At 70.2% G+C, this 20,876-nt stretch carries 20 protein-coding genes; 9 read left to right on the plus strand and 11 right to left on the minus strand.

The window, feature by feature from the left end:
• The first annotated feature begins 103 nt into the window (after positions 1-103).
• The gene (locus tag ACFYP5_RS15720; RefSeq protein WP_078879122.1) at positions 104-652 is read left to right on the plus strand and encodes a bacterial proteasome activator family protein; all 549 of its coding nucleotides are present in this window, start codon (positions 104-106) and stop codon (positions 650-652) included.
• Positions 653-762: 110 nt separating this feature from the next.
• Here ACFYP5_RS15720 and ACFYP5_RS15725 read toward each other — a convergent pair whose 3' ends face one another.
• The 7 genes from ACFYP5_RS15725 to pdhA form a co-directional block, all read right to left on the minus strand.
• Positions 763-1,752, minus strand: a complete 990-nt coding sequence (locus ACFYP5_RS15725; protein ID WP_389035578.1) for an NAD(P)H-quinone oxidoreductase — start codon at positions 1,750-1,752, stop codon at positions 763-765.
• Between the two features lie 150 nt (positions 1,753-1,902).
• A complete protein-coding gene (locus ACFYP5_RS15730) occupies positions 1,903-3,036 on the minus strand; it encodes a potassium channel family protein (protein WP_389035580.1) in 1,134 nt (377 codons plus the stop codon).
• The gene (locus tag ACFYP5_RS15735; RefSeq protein ID WP_389036168.1) at positions 2,994-4,715 is read right to left on the minus strand and encodes a molybdopterin molybdotransferase MoeA; all 1,722 of its coding nucleotides are present in this window, start codon (positions 4,713-4,715) and stop codon (positions 2,994-2,996) included. Before ACFYP5_RS15735 ends, ACFYP5_RS15730 begins: the two co-directional genes overlap by 43 nt.
• Before the next feature lie 287 nt (positions 4,716-5,002).
• Positions 5,003-5,851, minus strand: coding sequence for an NTP transferase domain-containing protein (locus tag ACFYP5_RS15740; protein WP_389035583.1), 849 nt, complete (start codon positions 5,849-5,851; stop codon positions 5,003-5,005).
• Between the two features lie 65 nt (positions 5,852-5,916).
• Positions 5,917-7,317 (minus strand): dihydrolipoamide acetyltransferase family protein, encoded by a 1,401-nt coding sequence (locus tag ACFYP5_RS15745; protein WP_389035586.1) that lies wholly within the window; start codon positions 7,315-7,317, stop codon positions 5,917-5,919.
• Entirely contained in the window at positions 7,317-8,345 is a 1,029-nt protein-coding gene (locus ACFYP5_RS15750; RefSeq protein WP_389035589.1) for an alpha-ketoacid dehydrogenase subunit beta, read from the minus strand. The genes ACFYP5_RS15745 and ACFYP5_RS15750 overlap by 1 nt, the downstream gene beginning before the upstream one ends.
• Positions 8,342-9,505, minus strand: coding sequence for a pyruvate dehydrogenase (acetyl-transferring) E1 component subunit alpha (gene pdhA / locus ACFYP5_RS15755; RefSeq protein WP_389035592.1), 1,164 nt, complete (start codon positions 9,503-9,505; stop codon positions 8,342-8,344). The genes ACFYP5_RS15750 and pdhA overlap by 4 nt, the downstream gene beginning before the upstream one ends.
• Before the next feature lie 264 nt (positions 9,506-9,769).
• Between pdhA and ACFYP5_RS15760 the strand changes: the two genes are divergently transcribed.
• The gene (locus ACFYP5_RS15760) at positions 9,770-10,276 is read left to right on the plus strand and encodes an Lrp/AsnC family transcriptional regulator (protein ID WP_389036170.1); all 507 of its coding nucleotides are present in this window, start codon (positions 9,770-9,772) and stop codon (positions 10,274-10,276) included.
• 309 nt (positions 10,277-10,585) lie between these two features.
• On the opposite strand, the gene ACFYP5_RS15765 is transcribed toward ACFYP5_RS15760, so the two are convergent.
• Entirely contained in the window at positions 10,586-11,179 is a 594-nt protein-coding gene (locus ACFYP5_RS15765; RefSeq protein ID WP_389035594.1) for a TetR/AcrR family transcriptional regulator, read from the minus strand.
• A gap of 123 nt (positions 11,180-11,302) precedes the next feature.
• Here ACFYP5_RS15765 and paaN point away from each other — a divergent pair, with 123 nt between their 5' ends.
• A complete protein-coding gene (gene paaN / locus ACFYP5_RS15770) occupies positions 11,303-13,003 on the plus strand; it encodes a phenylacetic acid degradation protein PaaN (RefSeq protein ID WP_389035597.1) in 1,701 nt (566 codons plus the stop codon).
• 93 nt (positions 13,004-13,096) lie between these two features.
• On the opposite strand, the gene ACFYP5_RS15775 is transcribed toward paaN, so the two are convergent.
• From ACFYP5_RS15775 to ACFYP5_RS15785, 3 genes are read right to left on the minus strand one after another with little or no spacing between them, the layout of a single operon-like run.
• Positions 13,097-13,843 (minus strand): TrmH family RNA methyltransferase, encoded by a 747-nt coding sequence (locus tag ACFYP5_RS15775; RefSeq protein ID WP_389035600.1) that lies wholly within the window; start codon positions 13,841-13,843, stop codon positions 13,097-13,099.
• Entirely contained in the window at positions 13,840-15,075 is a 1,236-nt protein-coding gene (locus ACFYP5_RS15780) for an HTTM domain-containing protein (protein WP_389035602.1), read from the minus strand. The genes ACFYP5_RS15775 and ACFYP5_RS15780 overlap by 4 nt, the downstream gene beginning before the upstream one ends.
• Positions 15,072-15,848, minus strand: coding sequence for a DUF5819 family protein (locus ACFYP5_RS15785; protein ID WP_389035605.1), 777 nt, complete (start codon positions 15,846-15,848; stop codon positions 15,072-15,074). Before ACFYP5_RS15785 ends, ACFYP5_RS15780 begins: the two co-directional genes overlap by 4 nt.
• Positions 15,849-15,963: 115 nt before the next feature.
• On the opposite strand from ACFYP5_RS15785, the gene paaA reads away from it, so the two are divergent.
• The 6 genes from paaA to ACFYP5_RS15815 all read left to right on the plus strand — a co-directional run bounded on the left by paaA (position 15,964) and on the right by ACFYP5_RS15815 (position 20,874).
• The gene (gene paaA / locus ACFYP5_RS15790) at positions 15,964-17,004 is read left to right on the plus strand and encodes a 1,2-phenylacetyl-CoA epoxidase subunit PaaA (RefSeq protein ID WP_389035607.1); all 1,041 of its coding nucleotides are present in this window, start codon (positions 15,964-15,966) and stop codon (positions 17,002-17,004) included.
• Positions 17,001-17,291, plus strand: a complete 291-nt coding sequence (paaB, locus tag ACFYP5_RS15795) for a 1,2-phenylacetyl-CoA epoxidase subunit PaaB (RefSeq protein ID WP_366818195.1) — start codon at positions 17,001-17,003, stop codon at positions 17,289-17,291. The genes paaA and paaB overlap by 4 nt, the downstream gene beginning before the upstream one ends.
• On the plus strand, positions 17,288-17,989 hold the full coding sequence (gene paaC, locus ACFYP5_RS15800; protein ID WP_389035610.1) for a 1,2-phenylacetyl-CoA epoxidase subunit PaaC: 702 nt from the start codon (positions 17,288-17,290) through the stop codon (positions 17,987-17,989). The genes paaB and paaC overlap by 4 nt, the downstream gene beginning before the upstream one ends.
• Positions 17,983-18,480 carry a 1,2-phenylacetyl-CoA epoxidase subunit PaaD gene (gene paaD, locus ACFYP5_RS15805; protein ID WP_389035613.1) on the plus strand — a complete coding sequence of 166 codons (498 nt, stop codon included), beginning with the start codon at positions 17,983-17,985 and terminating at the stop codon, positions 18,478-18,480. Before paaC ends, paaD begins: the two co-directional genes overlap by 7 nt.
• Complete coding sequence (locus tag ACFYP5_RS15810; protein WP_389035615.1) at positions 18,481-19,539, plus strand: 2Fe-2S iron-sulfur cluster-binding protein; 1,059 nt, start codon at positions 18,481-18,483, stop codon at positions 19,537-19,539. It begins immediately after the preceding gene.
• 138 nt (positions 19,540-19,677) lie between these two features.
• Complete coding sequence (locus tag ACFYP5_RS15815) at positions 19,678-20,874, plus strand: acyl-CoA dehydrogenase family protein (protein WP_389035618.1); 1,197 nt, start codon at positions 19,678-19,680, stop codon at positions 20,872-20,874.
• The last annotated feature ends 2 nt before the right edge of the window (positions 20,875-20,876 follow it).

Consider the following 20,876-nt stretch of genomic DNA (forward strand, 5'->3'; position numbering starts at 1 on the left):
TTGCGGGGCTGACCGGGCGGTTTAGTTGCCCCCGAGAATGGTGGATCAACCGTAATCGGGGGCACCACCCTGTTGAACAGCACGTGTGCGAGACAATGGCGGCATGGAGATGCCGAGGAATGAACGGTCGCACGAGCACCCCCAAGTCCTCGTAGTGGGACAGGACGGCATGGCGATCGGCGGCGGCGGTGGCACAGACGACGAATCGCGTGAGGTCCCGGTGACAGAAATGGTCGAACAGCCCGCGAAGGTCATGCGCATCGGCAGCATGATCAAGCAGCTCCTGGAAGAAGTCAGGGCGGCTCCTCTCGACGAGGCGAGCCGGGTCCGGCTCAAGGAGATCCACGCAAGCTCCGTCAAGGAGCTGGAGGACGGCCTCGCGCCGGAGCTGGTGGAGGAGCTCGAACGGCTCTCCCTGCCGTTCACGGAGGAGTCGGTCCCCTCCGAAGCGGAACTCCGGATCGCGCAGGCCCAGCTGGTGGGCTGGCTGGAGGGTCTCTTCCACGGCATCCAGACCGCACTGTTCGCCCAGCAGATGGCGGCGCGCGCGCAGTTGGAACAAATGCGCCGCGCACTTCCGCCGGGCAGCGGTCACGAGGACGACGACGGCTCGGACCCGCACGGAGCGATCCGATCGGGCCCGTACCTGTAAGGGCCGTACGCCGGTCCTTTCCGCACCCCGATCTCATCATCCACGTACATACGAACAGCGGGCCCGGCACACCGGAGCGTGTGCCGGGCCCGCTGTGTCTCCGGCTGCGTTCAGGACGCCGCCGGTGTGAGCAGGAGCACCTTGCCGACGTGGGTGCTGGACTCCAGCACCCGGTGGGCCTCCGCGGCGTCCGACATCGGCAGCGTACGGTCCACGATCGGCCGGACCACGCCACTGCCGATCAGCGGCCACACATGCTCGCGCACGGCGGCGACGATGGCGGCCTTCTCGGCGAGCGGACGGCCGCGCAGGGACGTTGCGGTGATCGCGGCGCGCTTGTTCAGCAGAGCGCCCAGATTGAGATCGCCCTTGACGCCACCCTGCAGGCCGATGATGGCGAGCCTGCCGTTGACGGCGAGCGCCTTCACATTCCGGTCCAGGTACTTCGCACCGACGATGTCGAGGATGACGTCAGCGCCCGCCCCGTCCGTCGCCTTGCTCAGCTCCTCGACGAAGTCCTGCTCCCGGTAGTCGATCAGGATGTCGGCTCCGAGCTCCGCGCACCGCGCCAGCTTCTCGGGACCGCCCGCGGTCACCGCGACCCGTGCGCCCACGGCCTTGGCGAGCTGGATCGCCATCGTGCCGATACCGCTGGAGCCTCCGTGCACCAACAGCGTCTCGCCGGGGCGCAGATGCGCCACCATGAACACGTTCGACCAGACCGTGGCCGTCACCTCGGGCAGCGCCGCGGCCATCGCCGGATCGACGCCGTCCGGCACGGGCAACAGCTGCCCGGCGGGTACGGCGACTTTCTCCGCGTAACCGCCGCCCGCAAGCAGCGCACAAACCTCGTCGCCGACCGACCAGCCGGTGACACCGGGGCCGACCTCCGCGATCCGGCCGGCGCACTCCAGACCGGGATACGGGGAAGCGCCGGGCGGTGGGTTGTAGAAGCCCTGCCGCTGCAGAACATCGGCGCGGTTGACCGCGCTGGACACGACCTCGACGAGGACCTCGCCCTCGCCGGGTACGGGATCGGGGACCTCGGCCCATACGAGCGCCTCGGGGCCACCGGGTGCGGGAATTGTGATCGCATGCATGGCGGCGAGGCTACTCCGTGGCGGCGGCGCGACGGGTCGGTGGCGGGGTTACGACGCGTCGCGGTCGCCTGCCGTCCGATGCGGACGGCACGTTGCCCGCCTTCCGTCCGAAGCACGCGCGACTCACCGCGGGTGGGTCATCGCAGGGCGTCACACCCCTTGCTGGCGCGGCGTATTCAGAGGCTGGGCGCCGCCCGACACACGCACGATCGTGATCAGACGGTCGGTCAACTGCAGCGGACTGGCCGCCGGATCGTCGTAACCGATCAGCCGATGGCCGCGCAGCACGCTCACGACGAGATCGTCGGTCTCCCGGACGCTCTTGCCGACCTCGGCCTTTATCACCGGCCGTTCGACCAGATCGAGGCCGGTGCCCTGCTGGATGAGATCCTCCATCACCGTGCCCGCACTGGGGCTGAGGACGGAGAGGCCGAGCAGCCGGCCTGCCGCACTGGCGCTGGTGATCACGGCGTCGGCGCCGGACTGCCGCAGCAGCGGAGCGTTCTCCTCCTCGCGGACCGCAGCGACGATCTTCGCGCCGCGATTGAGCTGCCGCGCGGTCAGTGTGACCAGCACCGCCGTGTCGTCGCGCTGGGTGGCGATGATGACCTGTCGCGCCTTCTGGATCTCGGCCCGCAACAGCACATCGCTGCGCGTCGCATCGCCGACGACACCCACGAACCCTTCGCCGTTGGCGGACTCGATCACCTTGGTCGCCGGGTCGACGATCACGATCTGTTCCTTCTTCAGACCGGTGGCACAGAGCGTCTGGATCGCCGACCGGCCCTTGGTGCCGAAGCCGACGACAACTGTGTGGTCACGCAAGTTGGTTCTCCAACGGTTCAGCCGGAAGTCCTCCCGGGTCCGCTCCGTCAGGACCTCCAGGGTGGTGCCGACCAGAATGATCAGGAAGAGCACGCGCAGCGGTGTCACGAGCAGCACATTGGTCAGCCGTGCGCTGTCGCTGTACGGGGTGATGTCGCCGTATCCCGTGGTGGAGAGGGTGACCGTCGAGTAGTAGACGGCGTCGAGCAGATCCACCGAGCCATCGGCGGCGTCGTGATAGCCGGAACGGTCGAGCCAGACGATCAGCACCGTGGCGGCCAGGACCAGTATCGCCATCAACAGCCGCTTGGCGACCTGCCGGAGAGGCCGGTCGACGACCCGGCGCGGAAGCAGGATCCGGGTGGGCACGAGGTGCTCGTCGACCCGCCGGGCCATCGCGTCGTGGCCGGGAAGTTTCACGTGAAACACCCTTCCGTCCACGGCGTCGCCGAGGCCCACGGCAGATCGAGGATCTCCACCTCGGTGCCGGACCGTACCCCGCCCGGTGGCACGACGGCCAACCCGTCGGCGGCGGCGATCCCGCGGAGCATGGCCGGGCCGTTGTAGTGCAGAGGCACGACGTGCTCGACGCCGGCCCCGGCCCCGCCACTTGCCGGTCTGCCGGCACCCTTTGCCGATCCGACGCCATGGACGACGGGGACCAAGCGGGTGTCATGCGGGTGGCCGTGCACCTCGTCGCGTACGACGACCCGGTACGGCGCTTCCGGTGCGCGGCCGGCCAGCCCGCGCAGGAGAGGCTCGGCGAGTGTGAGGAGACCGGAGACGGCGGCGAGCGGATTGCCGGGCAGCCCGACGAGATGCGGGCCGCCGGAGGGCAGCCGGGCCAGCAGCATCGGGTGGCCGGGGCGTACGGCGACGCCGTCGACCAGCAGCCCGGCACCGATCTTGGCGAGGACCGGGTGGACATGGTCGACCGGACCCGCCGCAGTGCCTCCGGTGGTGATGACAAGGTCCGCTTCGGAGGTGGTGAGGGCGTGCTGGAGAGCCTCCGCGTCGTCGCCGAGACGGCGCGGGGCGGAGACCTCGGCGCCCAGGGCGCGCAGCCAGGGTCCGATCATGGGGCCCAGAGCGTCCCGGATCAGCCCGCCGTGCGGCAGGCCGGCGGTGAGCAGTTCGTCCCCGAGGACGAGGACGTCGACGCGCGGGCGGAGGACCGTCACCAACTCGTCGTATCCGGCGGCGGCGGACAGACCGAGGACAGCGGGTGTCACCAGGGTTCCGGCGGGCAGCAGTTGATCGCCGGAACGGCACTCCTGGCCGCGCGGCCGGATGTCCTGCCCGGGGATCACCTGCCGTTGTGCGTACAACAGCCCCTTCTCCGCGTCCACATGAGCGTGTTCGCTCCGGATCACGGCAGTGGCATTCGCCGGGATGCGGGCGCCCGTGGCAATCCGTACGCCCTCACCGTCGGGGAGCGGGACCGGGGCGCTGTGCCCGGCGAGGATGCCCAGTTCTCCGCTCCCGCCTACGCTCTTGCCGAGAGCCCAGGGACCGGGGCCCGCGACGACCCAGCCGTCCATGGCGGACGTGTCGAACGACGGCAGATCGGTGAGCGCGGCCAGGGGTTCAGCCAGCACGTGTCCGAGGGTCCGCTCCAGGGAGAGCCGCTGGGTTCGGGGGGCGGCGCCGCGCCCGGCCCGCGCGGCAAGAGCACGGGCCTCACTCCAGGCGGTGGCCTGTCCGCGTCGGTCTCGAGCCGGGCCCTGACCGGAACTCCCGCCGGAATCGTGACCGGAATCGTTACCAGAACCGTTGCCGGAATTCCGGGCGGGGCTGTGACCGGGGCTCCGGTCATCGCTGTGCCCGGAACTGCGGTCGGAACTCTGGCGAGGGCTGCCCCCGGAACTTCCGGCGGCGAGGCTGGGGGCGGGTCCGCGTCCGGTGCTCTGACCGGAACTCTGTTCAGCGCCTTGTCGGGGGCTCTGCACCGATGCCCTGGCCTGGGGCCGCGACTGAGCCACGAATCGAGGCTCACGCGAGGACTGCCCCGCAACCAGCGCAAGCGCCTGATCGACAGCTCGGTCCTCCTCTGCGGCACGGGCCCGCTCGGCGGCACGGTCCGCCTGGGCAGCACGGTCCGCCTCGGCGTCATGGGCCTGCTCGGCAGCGCGGGTCACGTCGGCCGCCCGGAGCACATCGGCAGCACTAGTCACCTCCGCTACCGGGGCTTGCTCATCGCCGTCGGCCACCCCTGCTACCCGGCCTGCCTCCGTCGAACGGGTCTGCTCGACAGCACCGGCTTCCTTCTCGGCCCCGACCGCCCCGACCGCCCCGACGGCAGCGTCTTCCGGCGGAGCAACCGCGGCGGCATGCTCAGCCGTCGGAGGCCTGCTCCCCGGAGCAGGCGGAGACCCCGGTGCCCGCTCCGCCGCCGGGCCACCTTCGGCCCCACGCTGGTACGCCGTCACGGCGTCTCGGCCTCGTCCGCCCAGCGGAGGGCGAGCGCGGCCGCCTTGCGAGCAGCCTCGGCCACCGCCTCGGGTCCGCCCCCGCCGTTGCTCGCCTTCGCCGCCGCGTACCCGACCAGAAACGTCGTCAGGGGCGCGGCGGGCCGGGCGACACCGTGTGCGGCATCGCGGGCGAGGTCGAGCAGGACGCCGGTGTCGACGTCGAGTTCGATGCCCAGTTCGTTCTTGACTGCGGTGATCCATTCGTCCAGCACGTTCCCATGCTCTCTGATACGGGCCCGGGCTGCGGCAATGTCTTCCCAGGTGTCGCAGTCGAACGAGGCGAGCGGACCCGCCTCGACGCGGGCGAGGTCCAATTCGTGTGTCAGCAACCGCAGCGGCAGTCCGGCCAGACCACCGTGCTCCGTGGCGAGCAGAGCCAGCTCGCGGCGGAGCGGTTCGGCGCGGTAGACCGCGACCAGGGGCTGGTCCCGGCCGTTCTGGTCGACGCACAGGGCCCCGTCGCGGTCCTCCTGCCCGGCGGCGGCCAGAAGCGCCTCGACCGTGCTCTCCTCCAGGAAGGGGAGGTCGGCGGAGAGTACGAGCACGCGTTCCGCGCTCGTATGTCGTACCCCGGCGTCGAGCGCCGCCAGCGGGCCCCCGCCCTGTGGTTCCTCGCGTGTCCAGGTCACAGCGCGCGTGGTGGGCCGCCGCCCGCCCACCACGACACTGGTGGCGGCATCGGTGCAGGTCGCGAGGACCCGGTCGAGCAGTGCCCGGCCACCGACCCGAACGGCCGGCTTGTCGGCACCCCCGAGGCGCTTGGCGGCCCCTCCGGCAAGAACGATGGCGTCATACGCGGTCATGCCCCGAGTATGCGTGCCATACGTCCCCGTTGAACCTCCCCGCCCTCTCCCTCCTCGTCTTCCTCCTACAACGTGCGCAGCAGCAGCGCCGGTTGTTCCACGCAGTCGGCCACATATCGCAGGAAACCGCCCGCCGTGCCGCCGTCGCAGACCCGGTGGTCGAAGGTCAGCGAGAGCTGGACGACCTGCCGCACGGCCAGCTCACCCTGGTGCACCCACGGCTTGGGCACGATCCGGCCGACACCCAGCATCGCCGCCTCGGGGTGGTTGATGATCGGGGTCGACCCGTCCACCCCGAACACTCCGTAGTTGTTCAGCGTGAACGTGCCGCCGGTCAGCTCAGCCGGCGTCAGCGTGCCCGTCCGGGCCGCCTCGGTCAGCCGACCGATCTCGGCGCCGATCGACTCCGCGTTACGGGACTGCGCATCCCGTACGACAGGGACGACCAGCCCTCGCTCCGTCTGGGCCGCGAAGCCGAGATGGACGGCGGACAGCCGCACGATTTCCCGGGCCTCCAGGTCCACCGTGGAGTTGAGCTCGGGGAACCGGGCCAGGGCCGCGGTGCAGATACGGGCCAGCAGGGCGAGCACCGAGACCTTGGGCCCCGCGGACGGACCACCGGCGCCGTTCATTGCGGCTCTGGCAGCCATCAGCTCGGTGGCATCCGCGTCGACCCAGCACGTGGCATCGGGAATTTCGCGCCGACTGCGCGCCAGCTTGTCGGCGACCGCGCCCCGTACACCGCGCAACGGAATCCGCTGCCCGGCAGCCGGGGCCGACACCGGCGCCGGCCCCGAGGAGGTGGGTGGCAACGGAACCGGCACCGACGGCGCCACCGCCGTCCCGTTCGCCGCGGCCCTGATCGCGGATTCGACGTCGGACCGCAGAATCAGCCCATCGCGCCCCGACCCCGTCAACTGCCGTAGATCGAGATCGTGTTGCCGTGCCAGCCTCCGTACCAACGGAGAGACGACCGCCACGGGCCCCGACGCCTCACCGGGAACCGGCGCAGGGACCGGTCCCGGGGCCGGAGCATGATCCATCACAGGCACCGGGGCCGGCTGCGCCGCCGGCCCTGCGGCAGCGGAAATCGCCTCGGGCCGCACCCGTCGGCGTCGCGCTGCCGGCGCCCCCGTCCCGTACCCCACCAGGACGTTTCCGGACGACTCGGCCCCGTCGGCGCCCTTGCCGGAGAGATCTCCCGGGAGGTCACCCTCCGTGGACCCCACGGCCACCGTCAACAACGGTGCACCGACCGGAAGTTCCGTACCCTCCTCGCCGAAGCGGGCGGTCACCACACCCCCGTACGGACACGGCACCTCCACCATCGCCTTGGCCGTCTCGACCTCGACGACCGGCTGGTCGATGGCGACCACGTCGCCGACCTCCACCAGCCAGCGGACGATCTCCGCCTCGGTCAGCCCCTCGCCGAGGTCGGGCAGCTTGAATTCGAGCACCTGCGGCATCAGCTCTCCGCCTCCCACTGCAGCCGCGCGACCGCATCGAGCACCCGGTCCACGCCCGGCAGATGGTGCCGCTCCAGCATCGGCGGCGGATACGGGATGTCGAACCCGGCGACCCGCAGCACCGGCGCCTCCAGGTGGTGGAAGCAACGCTCGGTGATGCGAGCTGCGATCTCCCCACCGGGGCCACCGAACCCGGTCGACTCATGAACGACGACCGCTCGACCGGTGCGCCGCACGGAAGCGGCGACCGTCTCGTCGTCGAACGGCACCAGCGAACGCAGGTCCACCACTTCGAGGTCCCAGCCCTCCTCGACCGCCGCCTCCGCGGCTTCCAGGCAGACCGGCAGGGACGGCCCGTACGTGATCAGCGTCGCGCTGCGCCCGGGACGGCGGACAACGGCCCGCCCGATCGGCTCGACCTCCACCGGCGCGTCCGGCGACCATGCCGCCTTCGACCAGTACAGCCGCTTGGGCTCCAGGAAGACCACCGGATCATCCGAGGCGATCGAGGCCCGCAGCAGCCCGTATGCGTCGTCGACCGTGGCCGGTGTGACGACGTGCAGCCCCGGCGTCGCCATGTAGTAGGCCTCCGAGGAGTCGCTGTGGTGCTCGACCCCGCCGATCCCTCCGCCGTACGGCACCCGGACCGTGATCGGCAGCGGCATGGCGCCCCCGGTCCGGTTCCGCATCTTGGCGACATGGCTGATGAGCTGTTCGAACGCCGGATAGGCGAATGCGTCGAACTGCATCTCCACCACGGGCCGCAGCCCGTACATCGCCATGCCCACGGCCGCACCGAGGATGCCCGCCTCGGCCAGCGGCGTGTCCGTACAGCGGTCCTCGCCGAACTCCTTCGCCAGCCCGTCGGTGATCCGGAAGACCCCGCCGAGCGTGCCGACGTCCTCACCGAGGACGTGCACCGTCGGGTCCTCGGCCATCGAGTCATGCAGTGCACGCCCGAGGGCCTGCGCCATGGTGGCCGGCTTCGCCTTGTCCGTCTTTTCGCCGGCCATCGCCGCCGTGGTCATCGACCGTCCCCCGCACCACTCGTACCGTCCTGGCCCTGCTCCGCGTCCAGCTCCACCCGCAGCCGGGCCGCCTGCTCCCGCAGCTGCGCGGTCTGCTCCTCATAGACATGGGCGAAGAGGTCCATCGGGTCGAGCACCGGATCGGCGTTCATCCGCTCACGCAGCCCGGCCGCCATCCGCTCCGCAGCCGCGCGCGCCTCCTCGATACCGTCCTCGCCGAGCAGTCCGCGCGCGGTCAGTTCCCGCTCCAGAAGCTGGATGGGGTCGTGCGCCCGCCACGCCTCCACCTCGCTCTCGCCGCGGTAGCGCGTGGCGTCGTCGGCGTTCGTATGCGCGTCCATCCGGTACGTCACGGCCTCGACCAGGGTCGGGCCACCACCTGCCCGGGCCCGCGCCACCGCTTCGCCGAGCACCTGGTGCACGGCGGCCGCATCGTTGCCGTCGACCAGCCGGCCCGGCATGCCGTACCCCACCGCCTTGTGCGCCAGCGACGGCGCCGCCGTCTGCTTGGCCAGGGGAACGGAGATCGCAAATCCGTTGTTCTGCACCAGAAATACCACCGGGGCGCGCCAGACGGCCGCGAAGTTCAGGGCCTCGTGGAAGTCGCCCTCGCTGGTCCCGCCGTCACCGACCATGGCGAGCGCCACCACGTCGTCCCCCTTGAGTCGCGCCGCGTGGGCCAGGCCCACGGCGTGCGGCAGCTGGGTGGCGAGCGGGGTGCAGAGCGGGGCGATGCGGTGCTCGCGCGGGTCGTAACCGGTGTGCCGGTCACCGCGCAGCAGGGTCAGTGCCTCGACCGGGTCGAGGCCGCGCGCCACCGCCGCAAGCGTGTCGCGGTAGCTGGGGAAGAGCCAGTCGCGCTCCTCCAGCACCAGCGCCGCAGCTATCTCGCAGGCCTCCTGTCCGGTGCTGGACGGGTAGACGGCGAGCCGGCCCTGCTTCGTGAGGGCGGTGGCCTGGGCGTTGTACCGCCGACCGCGCACCAGCTCGGCATAGAGCCGCAGAAGCAGCTCGGGGTCTGCGTCGGCCACGGCGTCCGTACCGAGCACGCGGTACGGCTCGGGGTCCGGGAGCAGCGGCGCGGGGTCGGTGAGCGGCTTCCAGGCCGGGGGCGGCGTGGGCCGGTAGGCGGCCGCGCCGGGCAGCTCTTGGACCGTCATGACAAGCACCTCCTGGCATCGAGGGATATCGAGCAGCGTCTGGCGACATCGAGGGGTCGCCCGATATCGAGGGGTGGCTGAATACGTCGAAATGTCGAGCACTGGCCGAGGCGCGGGTGTGGTGCGCCTCACCTACCGATTGTTCGGTCGCGGGCGCATTTTGGCTACAGGCGCCGTCAGCCTGTGGACAAACGGTTCTCCACAGCCTGGGATAGGGACAGGTCGTCCAAGGCAGGGAGGCACGGGGACATGGCAGCTGAACAAATGGCCGACGGGGTCGAGGACCCTGGCCAGGTGCCGCCCGCGCGCCCGCTCGACGCCATCGACCGCGACATCCTCCGACTGCTTCAGACGGACGGCCGAGCCTCGATACGGTCGGTGGCCGACCGCGTCCATGTGTCGCGCGCCAACGCCTACGCCCGGATCAACCGGCTGATCGACGACGGAGTGATCCGCGGCTTCAGCGCGCGCGTGAACCATGAGCGGGCGGGGCAGGGCGCCTCCGCATACATCACGCTCAAGATCGTCCAGAACTCCTGGCGGACGGTGCGCGAGCAGCTCCAGGCACTGCCAGGCGCGACACACATCGCGCTGGTCAGCGGCGACTTCGACGTACTGCTGCTGGTGCACACCCCGGACAACCGGTCGCTGCGCGAGCTGGTCCTGACCAGGATCCAGTCGATCCCGGAGGTGCTCTCCACCCGCACGCTCCTGGTGTTCGAGGAGACCGACCTGGCCCCGGGCCCGGACCGCCCCACCGAACTCAGCTGAGGGCTTTCCCGCAATCCCTGGTGATCAGCGCGCGGCGTCAGCTGCGGTGCATCGCGGGCGGAGGACGTCCGCAGGCTGAATGTATTCGGGCGTTCCGACAACGCGGCGAGGTGCCGTAGCTGTCGTCATGCGCCGCGCCCGCGAGAGATTACGGGGCCGCCCTCGGCGCGGATCACGCGCCGCCGCGCCCGTGCCTCCGCCGGTCGGCGCCACGGCGGCGAGTATCACTGCAGCGCCCAGGAAGGCTGGCACCCACGGAACGTCGGCCAGGAGCAGGGTGGTGGTCGTCCCTGTCCGGCCGTGAGCGGTTCAGCGGCTGGAACGCATCCCCTCGAACGCCAGCTGAACCACCGTGTCCGCCAGCTGCTCCCCCTCGGAGCCGCCGCCCGGCTGCGGCCGGTACCACTCCACCAGGGAGTTGACCATCCCGAACAGCAGCCTCGTCGCCAGCCGTATGTCCACGTCCGAGCGGAGATCACCGTCCGCGACCGCCGCCTTCAGCAGATCGGCCACCCGCTGGTCGAACTCACGCCTTCGCTCCATGGCCCAGCGCTCGGCCGTCGTATTGCCCCGCACGCGCAGCAGCAGCGTGACATAGGGCAGTTCGGCTATCAGCACCTCGACGGTACGGCGAGTGACGTATTCGACCCGCTCGATCGCGCGCCCCCGACTCGCCCCCGACTCGTCGAGGATCCCGAAGAGCCCGTCCAGCGCCCGGCTGACCGCACGTCGCAGGAGCTCTTCCTTGCCCGCGACATGGTGATAGATGGACGACTTGGAGATGCCCGCCGCCTTGGACAGGTGCTCCATCGACGTGCCGTCGTAACCGCGCTCGTTGAAGACACGGACGGCGACGGTGAGGAGAGTCTCCGGGGTGTACGTGTCCCGCTTGGCCGTGGTCATGTCCGCGATCCTCCCCTACGAGTTGTCCACAGGTTCCGTGGGCCCCCTTGTCCCGACCGATCGTTCGGTTACTCTAACTCTGTCCGCCCGTCCCTGCCCAGCTCGATGAGGAGTTGGTCCGTCATGGCCGCCGAGCTTTCCCCGCAACTGCTGTCCGAGAAGCACCGCCCCACGCTCGACCAGGCCCTCGACGCGGTCCGTACGCGCGCCTACTGGTCCCCGCATCCCGAGCATCCGAAGGCGTACGGCGACGGAGGCGCCCCGGGCAGCCTGAGCGCTGCCGAGGGCAAGGCCGCGTTCGACGCCGTGCTGCACACCCGGCTCGACCTCGGCCAGCCGGGCACCGACGGCTGGACGGGCGGAGAGGTCTCTCCCTACGGTCCGGAGCTCGACGTCGAATATCCGCATGCCGACCTGGACGTGCTGCTTCCGGCGATGCGTGCGGGGATGGCCGCCTGGCGCGAGGCGGGCCCCGAGACCAGGGCCCTGGTCTGTCTGGAGATCCTGTCGCGGATCAGCGCCCGCACCCATGAGTTCGGCCACGCCGTGATGCACACGAGCGGGCAGGCCTTCATGATGGCGTTCCAGGCGGGCGGCCCGCACGCCCAGGACCGCGGCCTGGAAGCGGTGACGTACGCGTACGAGGAGCAGATCCGCACCCCGCGGACCGCGGACTGGTCCAAGCCCCAGGGCAAGCGCGACCCGCTCCAGCTGCACAAGTCGTTCATCTCGGCGGGCCGCGGCATCGCGCTGCTGATCGGCTGCAACACCTTCCCCACGTGGAACGGCTATCCGGGCCTCTTCGCCTCCCTCGCCACCGGTAACCCCGTCCTGGTGAAGCCGCATCCGCGCGCCGTGCTTCCCCTGGCGCTCACGGTGCAGGTGGCCCGCGACATGCTGAGTGAGGCCGGCTTCGACCCCAACCTGGTCTGTCTGGCCGCCGAGCGGCCGGGCGAAGGCATCGCCAAGACCCTGGCGGTCCGGCCCGAGATCAGGATCATCGACTACACCGGATCCACCGCCTTCGGCGACTGGCTGGAGGCCAACGCCCGCCAGGCCCAGGTCTACACGGAGAAGGCCGGGGTCAACACGATCGTCGTCGACTCCACGGATGACTACCGGGGCATGCTGTCCAATCTGGCCTTCTCCCTCTCCCTGTACAGCGGCCAGATGTGCACCACCCCGCAGAACCTGCTGATCCCCCGCGACGGCATCACGACGGACGCCGGCGACAAGACGTACGACGAGGTGGTCGGCGACATCGCCGCCTCGGTCACCGCCCTGCTGGGGGACGATGCCCGGGCCAACGCACTGCTCGGTGCACTGGTCAACCCTGAGGTGAAGGCCCGGCTGGAGGCGGCGGCCGGACTGGGCGAAATCGCCCTGGCGTCGCGCGAGGTGGCAAACCCGGAGTTCCCGGACGCCGTGGTCCGCACCCCGCTCGTCGTCAAGCTCGACGGCACCAAGCCGGACGACGAGGCGGCCTATCTCTCGGAGTGCTTCGGACCGGTCGCTTTCGCGGTCGCGGTCGACTCGACGGCGGACGCGGTGGAACTGCTGCGCCGCACGATCCGCGACAAGGGCGCGATGACGGTCGGTGCGTACACGACCTCGCCGGAGGTGGAGCGCGCGGTGGAGGACGTCTGCCTGGAGGAGTCGGCCCAGCTCTCGCTGAACCTGACGGGTGGGGTGTACGTCAACCAGACCGCGGCGTTCTCCGACTTCCACGGCTCGGGCGGCAACCCTGCGGCGAACTCCGCCCTGTGCGACGGAGCGTTCGTATCGAACCGCTTCCGCATGGTGGAGGTCCGCCGCCAGGCCTAGCAAGGGGCCGCATTCAGTCCTTCCGGCGCCGGGGGCGCAGGAGCAGGAGCCAGGGGGCAGGCAGAACCCCCTGGCTCCGGTGTCCCCGTCCCCTCAGACCCCGGCTTCCGGAATATCGGCGTACCGCTGCACCCACGCATGCATGGCGATGGCCGCCGCAGCCCCCGCGTTGATCGACCGCGTCGAGCCGAACTGCGCGATCGAGCAGACCATCGCGGCGTGCTTGCGGGCTTCTTCCGTAAGACCCGGCCCTTCCTGCCCGAAGAGCAGCACACATCGGCGCGGCAGCTCGGTCCGCTCCAGCGGCACCGCCCCGGGCAGATTGTCGATTCCGATGATCGGCAGCCCCTCGGCCGCCGCCCAGGCGGTCAGATCCGCCGTGTCGGAATGGTGCCGCACATGCTGGTACCGGTCGGTGACCATCGCGCCGCGCCGGTTCCAGCGCCGCCGCCCGACGATGTGGATCTCCTTGGCGAGGAAAGCGTTCGCGGTGCGCACCACCGACCCGATGTTGAAGTCGTGGCCCCAGTTCTCCACCGCCACGTGGAAGTCGTGCCGACGCAGATCCAGATCGGCGACGATCGCCTCCCGCGTCCAGTAGCGGTACTCGTCGCCGACATTGCGCCGGTCGCCGTGGGCGAGCAGCTCCGGGTCATAACGCTCGCCCTCGGGCCAGGGCAGCGCATGCGGCCCGACACCGATCTCCGCCCCGAACCCGTCGTCGTACTGCATCGGCTCCACGGGCGGCTCACCCGCGGCAAGGCCTGCGCTCGACGGATCCTCGCTGCTGACACTGCTGGGACTGCTGGTAGGGCCGGTGCTGCCGGTATCACTGCTCACCCGACGAGCGTATGGCCACCGCTTCCGCTGTGCTGCGGGGCCTCCTCCTCGCCGCTGCGCCGCTGCCCCGGCACCTGGACCGCGCGCGAGAACAGCAGCTGCCGCCCGAGCGTCACCCGGCCGCCCAGCCAGACCAGGAAGACCGTCGGCAGGAAGACGGAATCTGCGGCGATCATCGCCATCGAGAAGAAGGGCAGACCCAGCAGCAGGGCGATGCCGGCGTGCTCACACATCATTGCGACGAGCAGGACGTTCTTGACGCGCCGGTTGAAGAGGGTGAAGGGGAAGGCAACCTGCACGATGACCGTGCCGTACGTCAGGATCATGACCATCACGCTGCTGGACGCGAGGATGCCGGACAGTTCGGGCCAGGGCGTGAAGTAGTCGAGCTTGAGCGGGTAGTAGAGCGCCGTGCCGTCCTGCCACCGCGACCCCTGGATCTTGTACCAGCCCGCTGTCGCGTAGATCAGACAGACCTCGGCCATGATCACGACGAGCGTGGCGTTGTGTACGAGGTTGGCGATCACATCGAGCAGGGCCCGCGGCTCGCTCCGCGGTGCGTAGCGGTTCACGGCCCACCAGACCCCGTGGCCGATCCACAGCACCCAGAACAGGGCCGGCAGCCACCAGGTACCGCCGAAGCCGTCGGCCACCGAGCCCGCCACGAGAACCAGGCCGAGCCCCACCCAGAGGACGGCACCGGCCACATTCCGCCCCGGCCGACCGGAGCGCGCCCCTTCAGCAGCCGCTTCCCGCGCCGCTCGCCGCGCGTCGAGCGACCAGACCTGCCCGCAGCGCGTCAGCACCAGATAGATCGCCATCAGGTGGATGACGTTGTCACCACCGTCGCCCAAGAAGATGCTGCGGTTCTGCAGCGAGAGCACACCGACCATGAAGAGGACGGACATCGCGCGGGTGTGCCAGCCGACCATCAGCAGCGCGGCGGACAGCAGGGCGACCGCATAGACGAGCTCGAACCAGACCGTGCTGTCCGACCACAGGAGCGCGGAGAAGGCTTCGTTGCCGGATATGAGCTGCTTCGCCATACCCCAGCTCCACGGGGAGTCGGGGCCGTACATCTCGTGGCGGTGCGGCAGCTCGCGCAGCAGGAACAGCAGAAAAGTGACAGCGAAACCGATCCGGATGACAGCGCTCTGGTACGGCCCGAGGGCCGAGGACGTGATGCGCTGGACACCGCGGGCGAGCCTGCGGTCGTGGGAGGGCGTGCTCACTTGTCCGCCTCCTTGGCACTCTCGGGAAGGTCGGCGGGGGTGACGGTCCACCACGGCAGCACCCGATAGTTCGGCCTGGTGCTGATCTTCTCCGTACTCCACGGCGGCGCCGCGACGGAGCGCACTTCGGAGCGCACCTGGATGCGCTCGACGGTACCGCCGTAGTCGTGCTCACTCAGGCGGAGCATCACGATGCGGCGGATGTAGCGCTCGGCGAGTTCGCCCCGCAGGCCGTTCGGACGATTCTCGGTGTCGTGGGAGTTGAGGTAGAAGTCCCAGCCACGACGGAGCTCGTTCTGATCGACGTGGCTCGGGAGGAGATTGCCGCGTATCGCCTTGCCGTCCTCGCCGGAGAGGCTCATCCAGGGAGTCGTGCGGCGTCCGTCGGCGCCGGCTATCTCGGCCCGGACGTGCACACCGACGTTCTGCTGCAGCGGATTCGGCGCGAAGAGCTTCCAGTTCTGTTCGAACTCGGGATAGACCCAGTCGTCGACCACTTTGCCGTGCTGCTTGGTCAGGGTGTTGGAGGGGGCGACATGCAGAAACACCATGGCCAGGTGAGTACAGGCGATCAGACCGATGATCGACAGCGCGACCACGGCACCGATCTGGTACGGAAGAGACAGACCGGAGATGCCGGCACGGAGCGGCGCGGGCGCTGCGGCGGAACCGGCGTCCTGGCCGGTGTCGAACAGCGCGTCCTCGCGCTGCTCCGCCTCCGGCCCGACGCTTCCGTTCCCGCCTCCGACACCCCTGTCGTCGTACGAATCCATCCTGCCCCGATCCCCGTCGAACCCCGGTCAGTTATCCACAGGGTTGACACCCTACGGGCCGCCGACCCACCATTGAAGTCATTGAACCGAACGATCGGTCGGTAGGGAGCCCGGGATGGCGGCAATGACTGCGGACCAGACAGCGCAGGCGAAGGCTCAAGGGACGGTGCAGGCGGCAGCGGGCGGCCCCGACGGGGCTGACGGCGCCCAGCTGGCCGCGTTCGACGCCGCGGTGGCAGCCGACGAGCGCATTGAGCCGCGCGACTGGATGCCGGACGCCTACCGGGCCTCGCTGGTCAGGCAAATGGCCCAGCATGCCCACTCCGAAATCATCGGCATGCAGCCCGAGGCCAACTGGATCAGCCGCGCCCCCTCGCTCCGCCGCAAGGCGATCCTGATGGCCAAGGTGCAGGACGAGGCAGGACACGGGCTGTATCTCTACAGTGCGGCGGAGACCCTCGGGACGAGTCGCGAAGAGCTGCTCGACAAGCTCCACGCGGGCCGCCAGAGGTATTCGTCGATCTTCAATTACCCCACGCTGACCTGGGCGGATGTCGGCGCGATCGGCTGGCTGGTGGACGGCGCCGCAATCACCAACCAGGTGCCGCTGTGCCGCTGCTCGTACGGTCCGTACGCCCGTGCCATGGTCCGCATCTGCAAGGAGGAGTCCTTCCACCAGCGCCAGGGGTACGAGCTGCTGCTCACCCTCGGCCGCGGCACCCCGGCGCAGCGTGAGATGGCCCAGGACGCGGTGAACCGCTGGTGGTGGCCGTCCCTGATGATGTTCGGCCCGCCGGACGACGCGTCGGCACACTCGGAACAGTCGATGACCTGGAAGATCAAGCGGCACTCGAACGACGAGCTGCGGCAGCGGTTCGTCGACATCTGTGTCCCGCAGGCCGAGGCGCTGGGGCTCACCCTCCCGGACCCGGACCTCCGGTGGAACGAGGAGCGTGGACACCACGACTTCGGGTCGATCGACTGGACAGAGTTCCAGGAGGTCCTGAAGGGCAACGGCCCGTGCAACGAACAGCGCCTCACACAGCGGCGGCAGGCACACGAAGAGGGCGCCTGGGTACGGGACGCGGCGGCTGCGTACGCCGTGAAGCACCACGCAGAAAAGCACACCACACCGACCGCGGAGGCGACGGCATGAGCAGCTCGACGGACTGGCCGCTGTGGGAGGTGTTCGTGCGGTCGCGGCGCGGCCTCTCCCACACCCACGCCGGCAGCCTGCACGCCCCGGACGCCGAGATGGCCCTGCGCAACGCCCGCGATCTGTACACGCGCCGTTCCGAAGGCGTCTCCCTCTGGGTGGTGCCGTCCACGGAGATCACGGCCTCCTCGCCGGACGAGAAGGACTCGTTCTTCGAGCCGGCCGGCGACAAGCCCTACCGGCACCCGACGTTCTACGAGATCCCGGACGGGGTGAAGCACCTGTGACCGCGGCCCTCGCTCTGGGCGACGACGCGCTGGTGCTGTCGCACCGGCTGGGGGAGTGGGCGGGCCATGCACCCGTGCTGGAGGAGGAGGTGGCCCTCGCCAACATCGCCCTGGACCTGCTGGGGCAGGCCCGGGTGCTGCTCTCGCTCGCCGGGGACGAGGACGAGCTGGCGTTCCTGCGCGAGGAACGAGCGTTCCTCAACGTCCAGCTGGTCGAGCAGCCCAACGGCGACTTCGCCCACACCATCGCCCGTCAGCTCTACTTCTCCGTCCATCAGCGGGGACTGTACGAGCAGTTGGCAGCCGGCGAGGGAGAATTCGCCGGACTGGCGGCGAAGGCCGTCAAGGAGGTCGCCTACCACCAGGACCACGCCGAGCAGTGGACGCTGCGACTCGGCGACGGTACGGCGGACAGTCGCCGGCGGATGCAGCACGGGGTGGACGCCCTGTGGCGGTTCACCGGTGAGCTGTTCCAGCCGGTCGAGGGCGTGGAGATCGACTGGCAGACGCTGCAGGACAGCTGGCTGGCGACCGTCACCGGCGTGCTGGAGCAGGCAACGCTGACCGTGCCGGCCGGCCCGCAGTCCGGGGCCTGGACAGCCGGAGCGGGGCGGCAGGGCATCCACACGGAACCCTTCGGCCGGATGCTCGCCGAGATGCAGCATCTGCACCGCAGCCACCCAGGAGCGTCATGGTGACCGGGACGCTGCTCGAGGAGGAGGTGCGCAGGCTCGCCGGGTCCGTGCCCGACCCCGAGCTGCCCGTCCTGACCCTGGAGGAGCTGGGCGTGCTCCGCGGGGTGGAGGTGCTCGCCCCCGGCAAGGTCACGGTCCGCCTCACCCCGACGTACACCGGCTGCCCGGCGATCGAGGCCATGTCCGCCGATATCGAGCAGGTGCTCCACGACCACGGGATACCGGAGGTCTCCGTGGTCACCGTCCTCGCACCGGCCTGGTCGACGGACGACATCAGCGTGGAAGGGCGGCGCAAGCTCGCCGAGTTCGGCATAGCGCCGCCGCGCGACACCGGCCCGTCCGGCGGTCCGGTGCCGCTCGCCCTGTCCGTGCGGTGCCCGCACTGCGGCTCCACGGACACGGAGTTGCTGAGCCGATTCTCCTCCACTGCCTGCAAGGCGCTGCGCCGCTGCGTGAGCTGCCGCGAGCCGTTCGACCACTTCAAGGAGTTGTAGATGTTCCATCCGCTCCGGGTCCGCGCGATCGAGCGGCTGACCGACGACTCGGTGGCCGTCACCTTCACGGTACCGGCCGAGTTGCGCGAGACCTTCCGCCACAAGCCCGGTCAGCATCTCAACGTGCGTTACACGGTCGACGGCGAGGAGATCCGGCGTTCGTACTCGATCTGCGCCCCGGCCACCGAGGCACCGGCCGATCCGGCTCTGCGGGTGGGCATCCGGCTGGTCGACGGCGGTGCGTTCTCCACGTACGCCCTCAAGGAGCTCGCCGTCGGCGACCAGGTCGAAGCGATGCCCCCGATGGGACGCTTCGTGCTCACGCCGCGCGCCGGGTGTTACGCGGCGATCGTCGGCGGCAGCGGCATCACCCCGGTGCTGTCGATCGCGTCGACACTGCTGGCGCGGGAGCCGGCGGCCCGGTTCTGTCTGATCCGGAGCGACCGGACCGCGGCCTCGACAATGTTCCTGGACGAGGTGGCCGACCTCAAGGACCGCTACCCGGATCGCTTTCAGCTGGTGACGGTGCTCTCCCGCGAGGAGCAGCAGGCCGGTCTGCCGTCCGGCCGGCTCGACCGGGAGCGACTGACCGGGCTGCTGCCCGCGCTGCTCTCGGTGGGAGAGGTGGACGGCTGGTACCTGTGCGGGCCGTTCGGTCTGGTCCTGGCGGCCGAAGGCGCACTGCACGGCCTCGGTGTCGACCGGGCCCGTATCCACCAGGAGATCTTCCACGTCGACGACGGGCCGGCCATGACCGCCCCCACCCACGTCGAGGCACCCGCACACAGCACACTGACCGCGAGGCTGGACGGCCGCTCAGGCAGCTGGCCGGTCCAGGACGGCGAATCACTGCTGGAGACGGTGTTGCGCGGCCGTGCCGACGCGCCGTACGCCTGCAAGGGTGGGGTGTGCGGGACATGCAGAGCCTTTCTGGTCTCCGGTGAGGTCCGGATGGACCGCAACTTCGCGCTGGAGCCGGAAGAGACGGGGGCGGGTTATGTGCTGGCCTGCCAGTCGCATCCGGTCACACCGGAGGTGGAGCTCGACTTCGACCGCTGACATCAGCGGATCCCGCAGGACGCTGCCCTCCCCGTCTGCCCTCCTCCTCTCTACTGTTCCCTTCTTGTAGAACCTGTTCTATCTTGACGACCCGTCAGGTCCGAGTACGAGCGCAGCGGTTCGCAGGAGGTCAGGGCAGTGGACTTCACCTTCACCGAGGAGCAGCAGGCGGCCGTCGAGGCAGCGAGGGCGGTCTTCTCGGGCGTCGAGCCCGACGGAGTGCCGAGCCCCGCTCTCACCCCGGGCGCGGTGGCCGAGGACATCGACCGCCGCCTCTGGGCCCAGCTGGCTGCGGGCGACCTGCTGGGCCTGACGCTGGCGCCGGAGCACGGCGGGGCCGGGCTCGATCCGGTCGCGCTCTGCCTGGTCCTGCGGGAGTCGGCCAAGGTGCTCGCCCGGGTGCCGCTGCTGGAGACCAGCGCGGTCGCGATGTCGCTCCAACGCGACGGCGATCCCGCTCTGGCCGCCGAACTGCTGCCCCGTGTCGGCCGGGGCGAGCTGGTGCTCACCGCCGGGGCCAACGGCCTCACCGGCCACGACCCGGCCGAACTCGCCGTCACCGCCGTCCGGAGCAGCAGCGGGAAGAGCGACCGGTCCAGCGGTGACGACAGCAGCGACTCCGGCCATGACAGCGACAGTTCGGCCTGGGTACTCGACGGGGTGCAGTCAGGCGTGCCGTGGGCCCACTCCGCGGACTGGATCGCCGTGCCCGCCCACACAGCCGACGGCCGCGCCGTACTGGCACTGGTAGGCCGCACCGCCGAAGGCGTCACGCTGGTCGAACAGGTCTCCACCAACGGCGAGTTGCTCGCCGAGATGCGGCTCGAGGGGGTACGGATCGAGGACCGCGCGCTGATCGGCAACCCGGGGGCCTGGGAGTGGCTACGCGCCCTGCTCACCACCGGAACCTGCGCGCTCGCGCTGGGACTTGGCGAGACGGTGCTGTCCATGACGAGCGAATACACGGGAAAACGCGAGCAGTTCGGGTTCCCCATCGCGACGTTCCAGTCCGTCGCTGTCCAGGCGGCCGACCGGTACATCGATCTGCGGGCCATGGAAGTCACCCTCTGGCAGGCGGCCTGGCGGATCTCCACGGGCACAGCCGGCGCGCTGCCCGTCGCGGGCGATGTCGCGGTGGCGAAGATCTGGGCCTCGGACGGCGTCCGCCGGATCGTGCAGACGGCACAGCATCTGCATGGCGGCTTCGGTGCGGACACCGACTACCCGCTGCACCGCTTCCACGCCTGGGCGAAGCAGATCGAGCTCTCGCTCGGCCCCGCGGCGGCGCATGAGGAAGCACTGGGCGACCTGCTGGCCGCTCATCCCCTCAGCTGAGG

The organism is Streptomyces sp. NPDC005262 (assembly GCF_042872425.1).
Lineage (GTDB): Bacteria > Actinomycetota > Actinomycetes > Streptomycetales > Streptomycetaceae > Streptomyces.

Excerpts from the sequence above, each read along its gene's own strand:
- ACFYP5_RS15720 (WP_078879122.1), top strand. The coding sequence starts at position 104 with ATGGAGATGCCGAGGAATGAACGGTCGCACGAGCACCCCCAAGTCCTC.
- ACFYP5_RS15725 (WP_389035578.1), bottom strand. The coding sequence starts at position 1,752 with ATGCATGCGATCACAATTCCCGCACCCGGTGGCCCCGAGGCGCTCGTA.
- ACFYP5_RS15740 (WP_389035583.1), bottom strand. The coding sequence starts at position 5,851 with ATGACCGCGTATGACGCCATCGTTCTTGCCGGAGGGGCCGCCAAGCGC.
- ACFYP5_RS15745 (WP_389035586.1), bottom strand. The coding sequence starts at position 7,317 with ATGCCGCAGGTGCTCGAATTCAAGCTGCCCGACCTCGGCGAGGGGCTG.
- ACFYP5_RS15750 (WP_389035589.1), bottom strand. The coding sequence starts at position 8,345 with ATGACCACGGCGGCGATGGCCGGCGAAAAGACGGACAAGGCGAAGCCG.
- pdhA (WP_389035592.1), bottom strand. The coding sequence starts at position 9,505 with ATGACGGTCCAAGAGCTGCCCGGCGCGGCCGCCTACCGGCCCACGCCG.
- ACFYP5_RS15760 (WP_389036170.1), top strand. The coding sequence starts at position 9,770 with ATGGCCGACGGGGTCGAGGACCCTGGCCAGGTGCCGCCCGCGCGCCCG.
- ACFYP5_RS15765 (WP_389035594.1), bottom strand. The coding sequence starts at position 11,179 with ATGACCACGGCCAAGCGGGACACGTACACCCCGGAGACTCTCCTCACC.
- paaN (WP_389035597.1), top strand. The coding sequence starts at position 11,303 with ATGGCCGCCGAGCTTTCCCCGCAACTGCTGTCCGAGAAGCACCGCCCC.
- ACFYP5_RS15785 (WP_389035605.1), bottom strand. The coding sequence starts at position 15,848 with ATGGATTCGTACGACGACAGGGGTGTCGGAGGCGGGAACGGAAGCGTC.
- paaA (WP_389035607.1), top strand. The coding sequence starts at position 15,964 with ATGGCGGCAATGACTGCGGACCAGACAGCGCAGGCGAAGGCTCAAGGG.
- paaB (WP_366818195.1), top strand. The coding sequence starts at position 17,001 with ATGAGCAGCTCGACGGACTGGCCGCTGTGGGAGGTGTTCGTGCGGTCG.
- paaD (WP_389035613.1), top strand. The coding sequence starts at position 17,983 with ATGGTGACCGGGACGCTGCTCGAGGAGGAGGTGCGCAGGCTCGCCGGG.
- ACFYP5_RS15810 (WP_389035615.1), top strand. The coding sequence starts at position 18,481 with ATGTTCCATCCGCTCCGGGTCCGCGCGATCGAGCGGCTGACCGACGAC.